Here is a 17321-nt window from a genome sequence, read left to right as displayed (position 1 = left end):
ATTATTCACCGCATTAATGCATGCGCCCGGAGGCTTTCAGCAGGTCATGCAGCACTTTCGCCGCGGCTTCGCGCGTCGTCGCGTCGGCCGGATGGAAGTAGTAGCTGCCCTGCGCCTCGACGCCCTGCATCAGGCCGGCATCCGTGACGATGCGGATGCTGTCCTTCGCGTAGCCGCCGAACTGCGCGGCGTCCGCGTAAGCGTGCGAGCCGGCCGTGCCCGATGGCTGCAGGCCGATGAGCTTGATCGCTCTCGCCAGCATGACCGTCAAGTCTTGGCGCGTAATCGTCGCGTTCGGCTTGAACTGGCCGTCCGCTCCTGTGACGAGCCCGGCCGCGTACGCCGTCGCTACGTCGGAGGCGAACCAGTCGCCGCGCTTCACGTCGCCGAACGGCGCCGCCGCATCCTGCGCCTGCAGGCCGAGCGCCCGGACGAGCATGGACGCGAACTGCGCGCGGGTTACGTTCGATTTCGGCGAGAACGTCGTCGCCGTCGTGCCGTTCAGCAGGAATTTGTCCGCGAGCGACTGGATCTGCTCCTTCGCCCAGGACTTGTCCGTATCGGCGAATGCGGCATGGCGCGTGGCCGCCGCATACGTCGAGAAGCCCGGACGGCGGATCGTCGCGATCGTGGCGCCGTCCGCGGTCCTGGTCATCGCGGCCGGAACCGGATAGACCTTGCCGCCCTCGAGGTACAGCGCGCCGGCCGTGCCCGCGTCGCCGGCAACCAGGAACGAGCGCGCCGCGGCTTCGTCCGCGTTCAGCTTGAGCGGCGAAGCCGTGCCGCCGCTGACCGTGCTCGCTTCGAAGACGTAAGGCGTACCCAGCACCGTCGCGTCCGGCGCTTGCTTCGCGAACTCGGCTTTGCCGGTTTCGTCCCGCTTGATCGTAATCACGATGTCCGCGCCCTCGGCCGTACGGGCCAGAGCCGACAGCGGCAGGGAGACGGACGCGTCGTTCCAGGCGAAGACGAGCGCGCCGGTCAATCCCGCGTCCTTCAGCTGCTTCGCCTGCGCGGCGGTCAGCGTCAGCGTCGCGGAGGATGCCTCCTTGGAAGCCGCGCCGATGGTCAGCGCGACCGGCGGCTTCGCGTCCTTCAGCGCCGCTTGCAGATCGGCGTCATTGACGGTTACCGCCAATTGCGCGCCGGTCAGGCTCGATTGCGCCGCGACGGTAACGCCCGTCTGGCCCTTATCGATCACGGATGCGGCCACGTCCTTGTTATAGGCCGCGTCGTTCGGCTGAACCGGGAAGCTCGGGAACGAGCCCGGGTCCGTCGGCGGCGGCGGAGGCGTAGTGCCTTCGTCTTCGCTCACATAGAACGTTTTGAACGCCGCGGATTGATCGACGAGATTGTAGGCAGCGTCGTACTCCGAAGCGACAAGGACGACTTTGTACCGCCCTTCCGGCAGCTGCTCGTTATACTTGTTGCCGTCGTTCAGCCAGGTGCCGACGTTGTACGAACCGTCGAATTCCGGGATGACGAAGTCGGACGGGAGCGGCTTCAGGATGTCCTTCTCCTCGTCCAGATCGTAGTATTCGGCCAGGATGCCGAGCGGCTGGTCGTTCAGATCATAGATCGCCGCGTACAGATGATTGATAGTGCCCGTCGGCAGCGATGCCGTGACGTCGATCGGCGCGTCCTTCGACACGGTCGTGCCGCTGAGCGTCAGGTTCTGGATCGGGAAGTCGTTGTCCTCCGAGTCTTTGCCGACGTGAATCGCGAACGGCAGGTGCAGGGATGGAAGGCCGTCGCTCTCGAGCAGCACTTCGCCTTCGTATACGCCGACCTTCGCCTGCGGGCTGACAGCCGCCGTCAAGCCGAATTCGACCGCGCCGCCCTTCGCCACCGTCACCGCGTCGCCCGCGAGACCGGTCAGCTTCACCGCGATCTTGCCGGTATCCGGCGTCGGAACCGGGTCATGCGGGTCCGAGGTGACCGACGGATGCATGACGACCTGCGCGCTGTACGTCACGGCCGCTTCCGACAGGTTCTTGACGCGGAGCGGCTTCGCCGCCTCGTCACCCGGCTGCATCAGGCCGAAGCTGACGCTGCTCGCCTCGCTCGGGATGACCGTCGGGTTCATCTTGTCGTCATAGATCGTGATCTGATCCAGCGATTCGATGATTGCGCGCGTGTCGATCGCGTGCATGACGTCGACCCGGCCGGCGCCTTGCGAATAGACGTCGTACGGCGTTCCGTCCTGGTCGACGATCTCCTCGGCCGTATTCGCCAGCGCGGCGCGAATGTCGGTCGGCGTCCATTCCGGATGCGCCTGCTTGATCAGCAGAGCGAGACCCGCCACGTGCGGCGTCGCCATGCTCGTGCCGCTCATCTTAGCGTACGCTTGGTCGTAGTTCGCGTCCGGATTCGCTGCGCCGTAAGCCGGCACGGACGAGAAGATTTGCACGCCCGGCGCGCTCAGGTCCGGCTTGATGCCGTAGTTGCCGTCCGAGTTCGGGCCTCTGGAGCTGAAGTCCGCCATGAAGTCGCCCGCCGCGGGCGTCTTCTCGAAATCGTTCTTCATCGTGAACTGCAGCGTTTCGTTCGGATGCGCCTTCAGTTCGCGGGCCAAGGCGCGTCCCGAATCGCCCGCCATGTCGAACGTCGGGATATAGTCGTAGCTGTCCCCGAGGAAGGCCACCGGCCCGATCGGACCGTTGCGGCCCTCGATATTCTCGGACAGATCGGGTTCGTTGATTTCCGGACTGATGGCGTTGCCGTTGAAGATGACCGCGGCCTTCGCGCCGTGCTTGGCAGCGTTCTTCACCTTCTCGTCGAAGGTAAGATTGCCCCGGGAGATGAAGACGATTTTATCGGCCAGGAACTCCTTGCTGAGGCCATCGTAATCGTCGTTCGACCCGAGACCGACGTACACGCCCTTGATCGGGCCGTCGCCGAACATCTCGTTGAAGTTCTCCTTGTCCAGCGTCCAGCTCATCAAGTCCATGTGCGCCTCGTGCGCCGTGGAGCCGACCTCGCTGCGCACCCCGCCCGCGACGCGGATGCTCTCGCTCGTCACCGCGCCGACGGAGATGGCCAGCTGCGCCGATGCCGGCGAGCCCATGGAATAATAATAATGATTGCCCGCGCCGGCGTTGCCGTTCGCGACGACGGCGACGACGCCCGCCAGGACGGCGTTGTTCACCGCGATGGCATCCGGCGAATTCGGATCCTTCTCCAGGTCGCTGCCCAGGGACATGTTGATAACGTCCATCTGGTCTTCGACGGCATGCTCGATCCCGTCGATGACCTGCGCGGACGTGCCGCCATTCGGCCCGAGCACCTTGTACGCGTACAGCTTGGCGTCATAAGCGACGCCCTTCTGCACGTGCTCGGCCGTAGGGTTCGAGGCCGTCCCGGCAATGGTGCCGGAGACGTGCGTGCCGTGGTAGGAGCCTTCGCCATCGCCTTCCGGCAGGTCCTCGTACGGGTCGTCATCCAGATTGATGGCATCGTAGCCGCCTTCGACGTAATTGCCGGCGAGATCGGGATGCTTGTAGTCGATGCCGGTATCGAGGACGCCGACCTTCAGCCCTTTGCCCGTGTAGCCTTGCTCCCAGGCCTGCAGGACGCCGATCTGCTCGAGCGGCACCGTATCGAACGCGGACGATCCGGCGGCGGCTTGGTAGCTGTCGGCTACGTCGGCCGGATAATAGCGGATGTTCTTATGAACGGCCTTCACGCCCGGCAGCTTGGCCAGCTGAGGAATCGCGTCCGCGCGGATCGTGATCTCCATCCCGTTCAGGACGGTATCGAAGCGGCGGTCGACCTTGAACGGCACGCTGCTCGCCCGCGCGCGCTGGACGAACGCGTCCTGCTCGGCGCGCACCTTCGCCTCGGTCGATGCCGCGGCCAAAGTTTTGAAGCCTTGCTTGGCCGCATAGCGGCCGACGGCCGCGGGCTGGCCGCTTAATTGCACGATGACGTTGATTTCGTCCGCCGACTTCGTATTGATGTCTTCGGCCACGTACGCCTCGCCGGAGGCCGCGGCGCCGGCTGCCGGCCCGGCTTCTTGCAGCAGGCGGGTGACCGCCTGCAGGCCTTCCTCCGTGATGAAGTGCTTGTCTCCCGGGACGGCATGCGCCGCGGGCAGGCTCGTCGTGACGACGCTGCCGGCCAGCACCGAGATTGCCGCGAGCGAGAGCGATTTTTTGAGAAGTGATGGATTCACGTTCAGGTACCCCATTTCGGATCGGAATAATAGCTGTCTCTCGGGCTAGTTCAGGTTCAGGACGTCCAGGCCGTCGATCGTGACGATGCCGCCGCTCGACTTCGGATTGCTTTCGCCCGCATGCTCGATCTTGATCTTATGCGCGCCGCCGGCGAGCTCGCCCGACGTGAAGACCGGCACCTGGTATCGCGTCGTCTCGCTGTACAGATCGACCGGCGTCGGCGTTACGGACTGTCCGTCGATGTAGATCTTCACCTTGCCGCGGTTGCTGCCCGTCGTGGACCAGACCGTCACCTTCGTCCCCGTGAACGGGAATTCGACCGCGCTGCCCGGCGTCGTCGTGTAGCTCTCGGAGCCGTCCGGGTATTTCTTGCCGTACTTGAACGCCCACGGGCCGGTATAGCTCGCGGCCTTCGACGTCGGCGAGATCAAGCTGGAGAACGCGACGGCGTCCAGGTTGATGGCCAGGATCTGGTTTGCGCCCTTCATGGCGCGGATCTCGACGTCGTGGTGCCCGTTCGGGATGACCATTTTGAACAGCGACTGCTGCGTTTGCTTCTTCTTGCCGCTAAGGTCGGCGTAACCCGCCGGGAAGCCGTCGATCCGGATCTCGGCGACGCCCAAATTCTCGCCCTTCGTGCCGATCCATTCGAACAGGTTGCCGCGGAAGCCGAATTTGACGGAGCCTTCCCCGGTCAGCTGCTTCATGGTGCCGCCGGAATACGAAGCGTCCGATACCGTCGTCCAATCGCCCTCATACGTGAACGATGCGTCGTCGTCCTCGAACTTGCCCGACGTGTTGCCGTAATCGACGTTCAGCGTATACTGGCCTGCGCCGGCAACGGCATAGACGTTGATGTAGTACGTGCCTTTCTCGGACGCACGGAACTTGATCGTTTCGGAGGACGTCCCCGGCGTTTCGGAGAACGCCACGGCGCCGTCACGGCTCGCCACCGTCTTCGCGGAGGAATCGTACAGGATCAGGTCGAAGTCCGTGCCCTTCGCGCCGGTCAGCGAGAAGGCCGCTTCTTCGCCGGCATTCAGCTCAACGGCGTAGACATGGTTCGGATCGGCCGCATGATCCAGCTTCCCGGTCACGGATGGATCGATCAGCGTCATGCCCGGAATGTCCTTGTTCCACAGCGCGCGGTACGCGCTGATCAGCCTGCCGCTCGCCGTGCTCATCTTGAGGCTGTCCAGCGGCTTGCCGCTCGTCACGACGCGCTGCTTGACGTCCGTGGCGCTCAGGTCCGGGTATTCGCCCTGCACCAGCGCGGCCACGCCGGCCGCGTAAGCGGCAGCGTACAGCGTTCCCTGCGAGTAGGAATACTTGCCGTTACTGTTCTTGATGTTGACCTTCGTCATGTCCGGCTTGTTGCTGATGACCGTATCGTAGAACAGCGCGAAATCCATCAGCTTGTAGATCTGGCCGTCGTAGATCGTGTCCGGCACGCCCCAGCCCTTAAAGACGTACCCGCCTTCCTTGACGATCGTCAGGCCGAGCACGTCCCGCACGAACGGGGAGGCCGGGCTTTGATCGATAGCGTCTTGACCCGTCAGCATCAGGTGTCCGCCGCCGTTCAGGTACGCCGTCAGATTGGCCTGGTCGGCGTCGGTAATCAGCTTCTTGCCGTTCAGCGTCCCCGCCGTTCCGGTGAACCAGACGACGATGTCATAGTCCTTCAGCTGCTCGAGGGGCGGTCCGTCGAAGCTCTCGTCCTGCGTGGTTGCCGTGTCGTAAGCGTAGCCGGCATGCTGAAGCAGCTCTTCGTAGACCGCCAGCTGGTCGCTCTCGTACATCGGTCCGATGCCGCCGCCTCCGCTGCGCTGGCTGTCGTTCACGAGCAGAATGCTCGGAGCCTCGGCGCCATCCGGCTTGAGGAAGTTCATGGCGCGGTCGAACATATCCTGCCGCTGGCCGGCGTACTGCGGATCGTCGATCGGAACTTCCTCGAAGCCGATGCCGTTGTAATAGGCTTTGTACGTGCCGTTGTCGATCTGTGCCGCATAGCCGGCATCGATGTCGGGCACCGTCGAGATGATCAGCTCGGACGGCGCGGCGACGTCCACGGACTGCTGGCCGATCGCATTGTCCAGCGCCAGGTTGCCGAGAATGTCGACGCCGGTCACCGACAGCACGTTCGGGCTCGGGTAGGCGGCCGGGTATACCGGATCCACGTCGAGGTTCAAGGTTTGGCCGAACATGCCTGAGCTCTCGCCCGCCGGAGCGACGAAGAGCATGCTGGAGGCGTTGATCGCGTCCTCGATCAGCTTGCTTCTGTAGGTGTACACGATGCCGAGCGTGGCGATCTTCGCGCCGTGCGCTTCGGCGTATTCGATCGCATCGACGACGTCGGAGAAGTAGCCGCCGTCCGGCGACACGACCTTGAGCGGCATGACGCTCGCGTTCGGCGCGACGCCGGCGATGCCTTCGTTATTGTTCATCGCGGCGGCGATCTGGCCGGCGACCGTCGTGCCGAGCAGATCGCTCAGGCCGTCGCTCGTATCGAACACCGTATTGTCGTCGTGCAGAAAGTCCCAGCCGTTCACGTCATCGACGAGCCCGTTGCCGTCGTCATCCACGCCGTTATCCGGAATTTCGTTCGGGTTGGTCCATATCCGGCCGACCAGGTCGGGCACGTCGGTCTTGGCGCCGTTGCCGATCACGGCGACGGTGACGTCCTGGCCGCCCTGCGCGATCTCCCAGGCTTCCGGCAGATCCATGTCGATGTCGGGCGTGCCGCCCGGAACCGAGCCGTCGTTGAGGTCTTGCCCGGTGTTATGCAGGCCCCATTGTTCGTGGAACAGCGGATCGTTCGGCAGGATGGGGGAGCCGTCCGCCTTCGCGGCCGCCGCGGAAGCCGGGGCGGCGTCTTCCGCCGGACGGAACGTCTGTGGGTTCAAGGCGGAAGAGACCTTGTAGTCGGGCTCCGCGTAAAGCACGTTCGGGTTCTTCCGCAGCTGCTCGATGACGCTATGTACGTCGGCGCCCTCCGCCAGCTTCAGCAGCTCCGCGTTCGGAACCGGCAGCGGGCTGGCGCCTGTAATTTGCGCGGATAGCGATTCTGCCTGGACGGCAGCGTCCGATGACCGGTACTTCACGATCACCCGGCCGGGGGCGTATTCGGGTACGGCAGGCAGCATGCTCGCGAACGCGGGACGCCCGGCGGATGCTTGACCGGCCGCGGCGCTCGCGTCCAGACTTGCGGGGATTACGGGGCTTGCGGAATCAAGCGCGGGGGGTTCTTCGTTCATTTGGCTTTTTCGCAGCGGATCGTGGTGCTGGGATTGCATGGCCAAAGCGGGCGTTACGACTCCAAGCGCCAGCATCGCCGAAAAGACCGCAGCCGCCATTTTCTTGCTTTTTCTGGTCAAGCTTTGTCACTTCCTTCGCCTAATAGTGAATAACGATCATGAAAACGCTTTAACAATAGGTTAGTAACTTTACTTACTAGTAAGTAACTATTGCTCGCAAAACGACGATCCGCGCGCTGTTCTCGCCGCCGATGGGCAAAAACGCTGCGGACTGTTCAATCACCTCTTCTCTGGTTCCCCCCGCCTCGGCTTGTTAGTCTATGCTTACGAACGCGGACCGTGGTGAAAAACCGGATATCATGTCATTAAATCTGACAATCCCTACCCAATTTATGAGAAGATTATATATTCGCGGATTTAAGAGAGTCAATATATTTATTTTTTTAACGTTTTATGAAAATTTATCGCGATTTTCATTTTTAGCGTTAACTTTATTGACATTATTCGATTTGTTTCGTCAAAATCCCCCGACATTATTCGCTAAATTCCTGCAAAGCCCGAAAAGCCGACACGAAAAAGCCGACCCTGCGGTCGGCTTTCGGCATTACCGTTTACTCGGTTTACGCGGTTCGGATAACGAGACGCCTCTAAACGCGTTTCCGCGCCCCGACCGGCGCCGGGACGGCAGCCGCCTTCTCGTCTTCCCCGGCCTTATTCCTTCACGGCGCCCAGCATGATGCCGGAGATGAAGTACTTCTGCAGAAACGGATAGACGACCAGCATCGGCACCATGGCGATGAATACTTTGGCCGAGTTCAGCGTCCGGTTCGACAGCTCCGACAGCTTCTTGTACTGCTCGGGCGTGAGGTTCGTGCCGACCGGAATGTTGACGACGAGCTGCTGGATATAGGTTTGGAGCGGATATTTATCGGCGGTGTTCATCAGCACCAGGCCGTTGAAGAACTCGTTCCAATGGTACACGCTCAGGAACAGCGCCACGGCCGCCAGCACGGGGATGGAGCACGGGATGTACACCCGGAACAGGATCGACCACGGACCGGCGCCGTCGACGACGGCCGCCTCGTTCAGCTCTTTCGGCAGGTTGCGGAAGAAGTTCATGATCAGAATGACGTCGAACACCGGCACGCCTCCGCCGAGCACGAGCGCCCAGATCGAATTGATCAGATGATAGTTCTGGATCGTAAGGTACCACGGGATCAGGCCGCCGTTGAACAGCATGCAGAACACGAGCACCCACATGAACGTATTGCGCATCTTGAAATCCTTCTTCGGACGCGCCAGCGGATACGCCATCAAGACCGTCATGAGGAGCGAGAAGCCCGTGCCGAGCACGGTCCGCTGGATCGAGATCCAGAATGCGTTGAAGAAGTTGCCGTCGTTGATGATTTCCTTGTACGGCGTGAGTGAGAAGCCGATCGGATAGATCGTGACGAGCCCCGCGTTCGCGGCGGACTTGTCGGAGATCGACACGCAGAAGGTGTACCACAGCGGATACAGGCAGCTCACGAGCAGCACGCCGAGGATGAGGACGTTGGCGATTTCAAACGTCCTGGAGCCTAACGTTTTATTTCTGACCAATTTCGCGCCCTCCCTCAGAATACCGTGTAGTCGGCATAACGATACGCCAGACGATACGAGATGAAGATCAAGACGAAGCTAATGACGGATTTGAACAGGCCGGCCGCCGTCGCCAGCGAGAACTGCAGGTTTTGCAAGCCCAGCCGGTATACCCAGGTGTCCAAAATATCGCCGGTCGAATAGACGAGCGGGTTGTACAGGTTATACACTTGATCGAAGCCGGCGTTCAGCACGTTGCCGAGGCTGAGGACCCCGAGCAGCACGACCGTGGTCGACAGCGCGGGCAGCGTGACATGCCGAATCATATGCCAGCGGTTCGCGCCGTCGATGGCCGCCGCTTCGTATAGATTGAGGTTGACGCCCGTCAGCGCCGCGAGATAGATGATGGCGTTGAAGCCGAATTCCTTCCACACGTCGGTGCCGATGAGCAGCTGCCGGAAGATCCCCGCATCCGCCATGAACAGCTTCGGATCCCCGCCGAACATGCCGATGATCGTATTGATAACGCCGTAATAGCCGAAAATCCCGATGACGATCGTCGCCATGATGACCCACGATAGGAAATGCGGCAGGTACACGACGGTCTGCACCAGCTTCTTGTACCGCATGCCGCGCAGCTCGTTCAACAGGATGGCGAAGACGAGCGGAACGAGCAAATTGAACACGATCTTGCCGATCGCGATGATGAACGTATTAACGATGACCGTCTTGCTGTCGTTCAGCTGAAACATGTACGTGAAGTTATCCAGCCCGACCCACTCGGACTTGAACAGGCCGAGGCCCGGGTTATAATTCTGAAACGCCATGAGAATGCCGAACATCGGCACGATATTGAACAGCGCGAGCCAGACCATGCCCGGCAGCAGCATGACATAGTAGTGCTTCTGATGGCCTAATTTCCGCATTGCGGCCTAACCTCCGTCCTCCCGCCAGAATCGCGGCGCCCGCGGAAGGCACCGGCACCGCCGGCGCCTTCCGCAAGCTTCCGCATGGCACCTTACTTGTTGAGCAGCTCCGCGACTTCCTTCGTAATCTCATCTCCGCCTTGCGCTTTCCAGTCCTTCACGAACTTGTCGAAGGAGTCGACGGGCGCCTGGCCGAGGATGATCTTCAGCACGGTCTCGTCTTCCATCTTCTTGAGGTTGGCCCACTTCGTCTCCATCGTCGGCGTCTGGTTGTACGTGACGCTGTACACCTTTTTGTCGATCGGCGTCGTCGCGAACGGACGGTCGCCGATCAGGAGCGAATACATCCGCTGGAAGTCGCCGAAGTTCGCCGTGTTGAAGTTGCTGACGCTCAATTCGTCGTACGGAGGCTTGACGACGTTCTGCACTTTGGTCGCATCCGAATACATCAGTTTGTACAAGCTGTTCGGCTTGTTGTAATCCTCGGGCTTGGTTTCGCCCTTCAGCACCTTCATCAGCTCGGTATACTCGTATTCCGTCTCGTTGGCCGCGGCCATGACGTTGCGAAGCGGATACCAGCCCACGCTCACGGACAGATCGAAGGTCGCCTCGTCGCGCACGAGCGCGTTGTTCATGATGAGAATGGCTTTGGCGACGTCCGGCTTGGCGTTCTTGCTGATCAAGGTGTAGGTGCTGCCCGTCGTCTTCATATGCACGTTCCACTTGTTATCGTCGGAGTAGACCGGGTAGGCCTGCCAGTTCGCCGTCGGATCGTTCTTAAAGGAGTCGCCATTGCCGTAGCCGCCGTTCCACCACGGACCGAAGAAAATGCCCGTCTGATTGGCGTTGATCGGATCGCCGACGTTGTCGCGGGTCCCGACCTCGGGGTCGATCAGCCCCTTCTTGTACCAGTCGGCCAGCAGCGCGAGCGACTTCTTCGTATTGTCCGACAGCGTGCCGTACGAGACCGTCCCGTCGCCGTTGTCGAGCCAATAGCCCGGATACGCGTCCATCGCGCCGAAGATCGGATCGAAGCCGCCCATATTGTTGGAGGAGACGAGGAACGTCGAGTACGGGAACGTGTTCTTGGACGGACCGGCGATTCCGATCGTCTTGTCCCCGCCCATCTTGTTGTCCATGAACGCTTTCGCCGTCTTCTCGATATCCGCCACCGTCTTCGGCACCGGCAGGTTCAGCTTGTCGAGCCAATCCTTGCGGATCCACATGACGTGCACGCCGTCGGTATCCACGGTGATGTTCGGAAGCGAGACCATCTTGCCTTTGTAGCTGGCGTTCTCCATCGCGCGGCCGTCGGTGCTGTTCATGATGTCCTTCACCTGCGAAGAGGAATATTGCTGGAACAGATCGGTGATATCGTACAGCAGCCCCGAGCTGGCCGCCTTGGTCATGAAGGAACGGTCGTCGACGACCATGCCGTCGGGCAGCTTGCCGGATGCGATCGTCAGGCTGACCTTCTGCTTGAAATCGTTGCCCGTCGCCGCGGTCCAGTCCACGATGACGTTGATGTTGTACTTGTCCTTGAGGTAGCGCGTGTACTGGTTGTTGCTGACGCTGTCGCCTTCCGGCAGCGTTTTGTCCGTCGGGTCCACCACCATGCCGATGTGGACGTCGACCGGCTTCGGGAATTTGGAGAAGGCCAGGTCGTCGCCGGTCAGCGGCGGCGTGTTCGCGCCGGTGCTCGCGTTCGTGCCCGAGTTCCCGTTTGACGGCGCTTTCACATCAGTGTTGGATGAGTTGTTGGACGAACATGCCGTCAAGCTGAGACCGAGCAATGCGACCGACAGCAGCGTTGCCATATTCCGTTTCATCTAATCCCTCCCTCTTGATCTTGCCTCCTCATTTTACAATGTAAGCGCATAAAAAAAGGCCGACGGTTGTGTCGGCTTTTGCGGCGCATATCGCCGCGGGGTAGAGATTTGTTCGCTCTGCCGCGATCATTCTTCCCCCTTCACTCCTCTCCCTTGTGGAACTGGGCGCGGAACTCGGAGGGCAGCAGGCGGGTCTGTTCGTAGAAGAGCTGCGAGAAATATTTGGAGTCGTTGTAGCCGACGGCCTGCGCCACCCAAGCGATGGAGCGGTTGGTCTCGCACAGCAGCCGTTCGGCGGCGCCGATCCGCTCCTGCCGCAGGAATTCGTTGAACGTGGCGCCCGTCAGCTTCTTGAAGCATTGGCTGAAATAGCTTCGGCTCATATGCACGTGATCGGCGACATCCTCGGCATGCACCGGATTCGACGCCTGCTCGCGAATGTACAGCACCGCCTTCAGGATGCTCATCGTCGTGTTGGCGCAATCCGCGGAGGCGGCGACCCGCGCATAGACGCGCTGCCGGTAATCGCGCAGCCACGCGATCGCCGAGCGGACGTCGTGGACGTCGGACCGCGGCTCGGCGTCCAGCTCGATCACGCTCTCCATCTGGGACAGGACGCGCACGAACAGCCCCTCCACGCGGCGGAACGCCACGCCAGCTTCCATGGTCTCCTTGCAGAGCCGCTGGAACACCGCTTCGTTATACAGCCAGTAATGCGCGCGCCATTCCTGCTCCAGCGCGGCCCACCGCGCTTCATCCGCGGAACCGCCGGATGGCCCGGGAGCGGCCGCCGGCCAGGCAGGGAGCTCGGCCGCGCGAGGCGCCGGCGCCGGCAATCGCGCTTCGCTGGTCATTTGCTGCCGGATCCGCTTCAGAATCTGCTCGTCGTCCTCGGATTCCAGCCGCACCTTGGAGATGTAATCGAGCACGCCCATGCGGTACGCCGTCTGCACGTTCTCGAACTCTTCGTGGAACGACAGCACGACGGAGCGCAGGCCCGGGAACTTCTGCCGCGCGACCCGAAGCAGCTCCATGCCCGACATGACGGGCATCGAGAGATCCACGAACATGAGGTCCACCTCATGCCGTTCCATGAACTCCAGCGCCTTCGCGCCGTTCGCGGCTTCGCCGACCACCGTCATATCGTGCTCGGCCCACGGCAGGATCGAGATCAAGCCTTTGCGCGCCAGCTTGTCGTCGTCCACGATCAATACCCGGATCATATCCCCCGCTCCTTTCTGGATTGCATATACGGCAGGGTCAGCGTGACCGTCGTGCCGCGGTTCGGCGTGCTGTCGATCCCCATGCGGGCATTCGGGCCGTAAAAGGATTCCAGCATGGAGCGCACGTAGCGCAGCCCGATCCCCCAGCCCGTCTGCTGCTGATCCGGCGTGTCGCGCTGCAGCAGGGCCAGCGTTTCCTGGCTGAGCCCTTTGCCGTCGTCGCGAATCGTGATGCGCACCAGCCGTTCCGTCTCGTCGGACGCGACGCGGATGTCCAGCCGGCCGTGATCGTCCAGGCCGTGGCAGACGGCGTTCTCCACGATGGGCTGCAGGATGAACCGCGCGACGGGGCTGTCGAGGTAGGCGCCCTCCTCGATATCCAGCTCCACCTCGAAATCATGCCGCATCTGCTGAAGCTCCAAATACGTCCGCATCACCCGCAGTTCCGAACGGAACGTCGCCGTCTCCTCCGACTTGCCCAGGTTGTAGCTCAGCAGGAAGATCAGCGAGGCCACGAACTTCTCGATCTCCTCCTGCTTGTGCAGCACCGCCAGCCAGCGGACGGAATTGAGCGTATTCATCAGAAAATGCGGGTTGATCTGGTACGCCAGCTTCTCGAGCTCCAGCTGATGCCGCCGCTTCTCCTTCTGCTCCGACTCCACGATTAGCTGCTGGATCTGCCGCTTCATGATATTGAACTGCTCGAAGATCCGGTCGAATTCGTCGATGCCCGTATGATACTGCCGGGTGCCCATGTACCCTTTGCCGAACGTGATCATCTCCTTCTCGATCAAGCGGAACGGCCGGTTGATCAGCCGCCGCAGCAGCAGCGTGAGGAGCACCATCATCAGCAGCCCGACGGCGAGGATCCAATACATGCGGTTCTTCCAGGTGTAGAGCTCATGATTGTAGCTGCTCACGGGCAGCAGCAGCGTGATGTCGTAGCCGTAATCGCCCGTCATCCGGCTCCACACGTAATCGTCCGTCACGCCTGACGCCCCGCTTAGCCGGAGCCGCTCGCCCACCGCGGGCGCCGCCGGATTGCTGCTGTAGGTCACGGCGCCGGACGCATCGGTGAACGCCAGCGTATACGGCATGTTCACGTTCGCCGTCAGCGAATTCATGTCCGTCGCGATATCCGTCTTGGCCTCGACGTACACGACCAGCTTCGTGCCGTCCGAGAAGGTCACGTCCCGCGTCACCGACACGACCTGGTCGTCGCTGAAGCGGCATAACGATTTGTGCGGGGACTGGTAGTTCAGCACGCCCTTGCCGGCTACATTGGGAAGCGCTTGCATATCAACGTCTCCGCGAAGCGGCAAATTCGACAACGCGGCTTGCCCGCTCTCGGGATTATAATACATGACGAGCTCCATCGCCGGATTCGAGAACGTGATGAGGCCGATGTTGTAGGAGATGTCGCGCGAGAGCACGCGCTGGCTGTACGAATCCTTGGCGGAGACATAGGTCTCCATGAGGTTGCCGACCGTTCCCTCCGGCGTCATCTGCTGCGTCACCAGCAGCAGGTTGTTGTACATTTGGTTCAGCTTGGTCGTCTGCTGGTACAGATCGAACGTCATCGAGGTCTGGATCTTATCGCGCTGCATGGCGTAAATCGCATTATACGATACCGTCGCCATCAAGATGGCGCAGCCGGCGAAGCCGACGGTGAGAAACGCCATGATGCGCTTGCGAAGCGAGGAAAACCCGAACCGGTTCCGCAGCCTGGCCAAGACGCCGATCTTCCCTTGAACCGTTCGTGCGGATGTCAGCCAATGCGTACGATGCATCCTCCATCACCTCACCATGAGTCTGGAACACGAAGTCCGGAACATTTAATTCGCCTGCCGGGCGCGTTTTTCCTTCTGGGAAGGAGAGGGATGGCGCGGCGGCAAAGCAAAAACCACATCCTCGGGCGGATGTGGTTCATGATGGTGGAGGCGAGCCGTGGCTGTGCAAAACCACGATCCGCCGCCAAACATAATTAACTTCTCTTTCTTCGGCGAAGTAGCATAGCCGTTAACGTAACGGCAATGATAACGATTCCGGTCGCTAGATATAGAACCGCTATTCCGGAAACCTTCCGATCGCTGAAAATCAGAAACAACCAGCAATAGGCCCCTTCATCGGCGGCGGGTTGCATGATGCGGTCGACAAGCGGTTGAGGACGATGCCCGTTATTCCAAACGGCTCATAGAGCAGACTTACGCACGCGGGCGCAAGAATACCCGCAAGCGAAAATGCCATTTCCTTCATACCATAAACCCAAATAAAGCGTGCGCAAACCGCTCTTATTTAACGGTATCAATTAAAACCCTCCGGATAAAAATACATCTGTTTTCATGCTGTCGTCTCTTCTTACCGGCGTCGTATAGACAAAGGCACAGCCAAAGAAACCTGCCTTAACAGGCAAGTCTACTCATACCGTACGCAAACGCTATACAAATTCACCTTCGGTTAGATGAGAGTGAGGAGCAGCATGCTGCAGATTCTCCTTATTATCCCGATTGATCCCCTTATCATAGCCCCAAGGGATTGTCCAAGTGAATAGGCCTAGGAAAAGCAAAAATCCACTACCTCATGCGGTAGTGGATTTACATGGTGGAGGCGAGGGGATTTGAACCCCTGTCCGAAGACAACGCCACACAGGCTTCTACGGGTGTAGTCACGGTATTGATGTCACCCGAACGTCGTCCCGTAACCGACTACGTTTTGGGTCAGCCTGATTATCTTCTTCCGTCGACCCCAGGCGGAGACCGATCGGCGTATCCCACTAAAGGTTAGCCCCTAGCCTGGCACATGGGCGATGCAAGGTAGAAGCCGCGTCACAGGTTATTAAGCTGCGAAAGCGAGTTGTTGTTGTTGTTTGCCGTTTAATAGGCTTTAGCGTTGATGAAGCGGACGCTCCCCACTACCCGCAACCCATGCTCGAACTATCCCCGTCGAATCCATAAACGCCCCCGAATCGCATAAACGGCGATCAGCCCTCCGTTTAGCAGGCGACGCGCCGACGCATGAAACCCTGATCAATCGCAGGCCTCACGTTACCGAGCATGTCGTTGTGTTGCTTAATTAGTATACCACAGGCCGGCCCATTGCGAACCGATGTCTTGTTGGAAGCCGTGCCGACGATCTCCTTCGCTTCCTTGTCTGCGGCCGCTGCCCTAGCGAGCGACCTTCTGCTTCTCGCGAAGCGCGCGCTGGATATCGCGCTGGGCATCCTTCTTCGCCGCGGACTCGCGCTTGTCGTACTGCTTCTTGCCTTTGCCGAGACCGATCAGCAGCTTCGCGTACCCGTTCTTGACGTAAATCTTGAGCGGCACGATCGCGTAGCCTTCCTGCTTGGACAGGCCGAGCAGCTTATGGATCTGCGCCTTGTGCAGCAGCAGCTTGCGCGCCCGGGTCGGGTCCATCGGATTGCTCCGGTTCCCCTGCTCGAAGTAGCTGATGTGCATGTTGTGGATGAAAATCTCGCCGTTCCGGATCGTCGCGAACGCATCGCTGATGTTCGCCTTGCCCATCCGCAGCGACTTGATCTCGCTTCCCATCAGCACCATGCCCGCTTCGAAGGTGTCTTCGATGAAATAGTCATGGGAAGCCTTCTTATTCTGGGCGAGCTGCTTGCCATCGCTCTTCTTCGCCATGCCGTTCACCTCTCCCTTGTCTGTCCGTCCCCGGATAAAAATGGACTTCTAACCGCAGCTAGAAGTCCATTGTAGCAACTTTGCGAACCGAAATCAACACGGTTCAAGGGCGAAACCCGCGCTTTACTTGCGTTTCTTCCGGACGAAGGCCGCCGTGGCGTTGCCGCCGCCGGACTTCTTCTTGCGCGGACCTGCGCCGCCCTGACCGCCGCCGCCATTCACCGGCGCGATCTGCAGCTGGCCGGCTGCGGCATTGCCGCCGGCTTTCTTCTTGCGGCGCGAGCCCGTGCCGCCGGCTTGCGGCGCGCTGCCGCCGGCTTGCGGCGCGCTGCCGCCGGCCGTGCTGCGGCGTCCGCCGCCCCGTCCGCGCCGCGAGCCTTCGCCGCGCGAGCGGTAGCTGTCATCCGGGTCCTCGCCGTAATCCTTGAGCGACCCGGCGTTGCGGACCGGCAGCCCCCACATGTCGGTGCGAATGGCTTTGCGCCGTTCGCCGCCGCTGCCTTGGGCGCCGCCGTTCGGGTTCGGATCGCCGCCGCCGGCGTTGTCGCCGCCGCTGCGGTCATTGCCAAGCAGACGATCGAGATTGTAATCGTCCTCCGGCTTCCACGCGCGCTGCTCGCCGCGCGCCCGGTTCGCTTGCGGCGCCGCGCCGCCGGCATTGCCGCCCGCCGGCTGCTCGCCGCCGCGCTCCC

8 protein-coding genes, 1 other RNA gene and 1 pseudogene are annotated in these 17321 nt (G+C 61.1%); all 10 read right to left on the bottom strand.

The genetic code is table 11. The features are described from left to right. Nucleotides 1-13: 13 nt before the first annotated feature. A complete protein-coding gene (locus ACFPB1_RS10570; protein WP_379224855.1) occupies nucleotides 14-4174 on the bottom strand; it encodes a S8 family serine peptidase in 4161 nt (1386 codons plus the stop codon). 45 nt (nucleotides 4175-4219) lie between these two features. After that, nucleotides 4220-7549: a S8 family serine peptidase gene (locus ACFPB1_RS10565; RefSeq protein ID WP_379224853.1), complete on the bottom strand. Its 3330-nt coding sequence runs from the start codon at nucleotides 7547-7549 to the stop codon at nucleotides 4220-4222. A gap of 591 nt (nucleotides 7550-8140) precedes the next feature. Beyond that, nucleotides 8141-9028: a carbohydrate ABC transporter permease gene (locus tag ACFPB1_RS10560; protein WP_379224851.1), complete on the bottom strand. Its 888-nt coding sequence runs from the start codon at nucleotides 9026-9028 to the stop codon at nucleotides 8141-8143. 14 nt (nucleotides 9029-9042) lie between these two features. Next, nucleotides 9043-9933 (bottom strand): ABC transporter permease, encoded by an 891-nt coding sequence (locus ACFPB1_RS10555; RefSeq protein WP_379224849.1) that lies wholly within the window; start codon nucleotides 9931-9933, stop codon nucleotides 9043-9045. Nucleotides 9934-10025: 92 nt separating this feature from the next. After that, the gene (locus tag ACFPB1_RS10550) at nucleotides 10026-11762 is read right to left on the bottom strand and encodes an extracellular solute-binding protein (protein ID WP_379224847.1); all 1737 of its coding nucleotides are present in this window, start codon (nucleotides 11760-11762) and stop codon (nucleotides 10026-10028) included. A gap of 140 nt (nucleotides 11763-11902) precedes the next feature. Then, complete coding sequence (locus tag ACFPB1_RS10545; RefSeq protein WP_379224845.1) at nucleotides 11903-12985, bottom strand: response regulator transcription factor; 1083 nt, start codon at nucleotides 12983-12985, stop codon at nucleotides 11903-11905. Beyond that, entirely contained in the window at nucleotides 12982-14775 is a 1794-nt protein-coding gene (locus ACFPB1_RS10540) for a sensor histidine kinase (RefSeq protein ID WP_379224843.1), read from the bottom strand. Before ACFPB1_RS10540 ends, ACFPB1_RS10545 begins: the two co-directional genes overlap by 4 nt. An 809-nt stretch (nucleotides 14776-15584) precedes the next feature. After that, nucleotides 15585-15947: a transfer-messenger RNA gene (ssrA, locus tag ACFPB1_RS10535) on the bottom strand. Between the two features lie 202 nt (nucleotides 15948-16149). After that, nucleotides 16150-16629: an SsrA-binding protein SmpB gene (gene smpB / locus ACFPB1_RS10530; protein WP_379224841.1), complete on the bottom strand. Its 480-nt coding sequence runs from the start codon at nucleotides 16627-16629 to the stop codon at nucleotides 16150-16152. 123 nt (nucleotides 16630-16752) lie between these two features. Continuing rightward, nucleotides 16753-17321 (bottom strand): annotated as a pseudogene (locus ACFPB1_RS10525) (hypothetical protein); the annotation flags it as partial.

It is taken from the genome of Paenibacillus sp. GCM10023250 (genome assembly GCF_042653205.1).
Classification (GTDB): Bacteria; Bacillota; Bacilli; order Paenibacillales; family Paenibacillaceae; genus Paenibacillus_Z.
The sequence above is the reverse complement of the archived record's forward strand: the minus strand, read 5'-3'. Positions and strand labels throughout refer to the sequence as shown.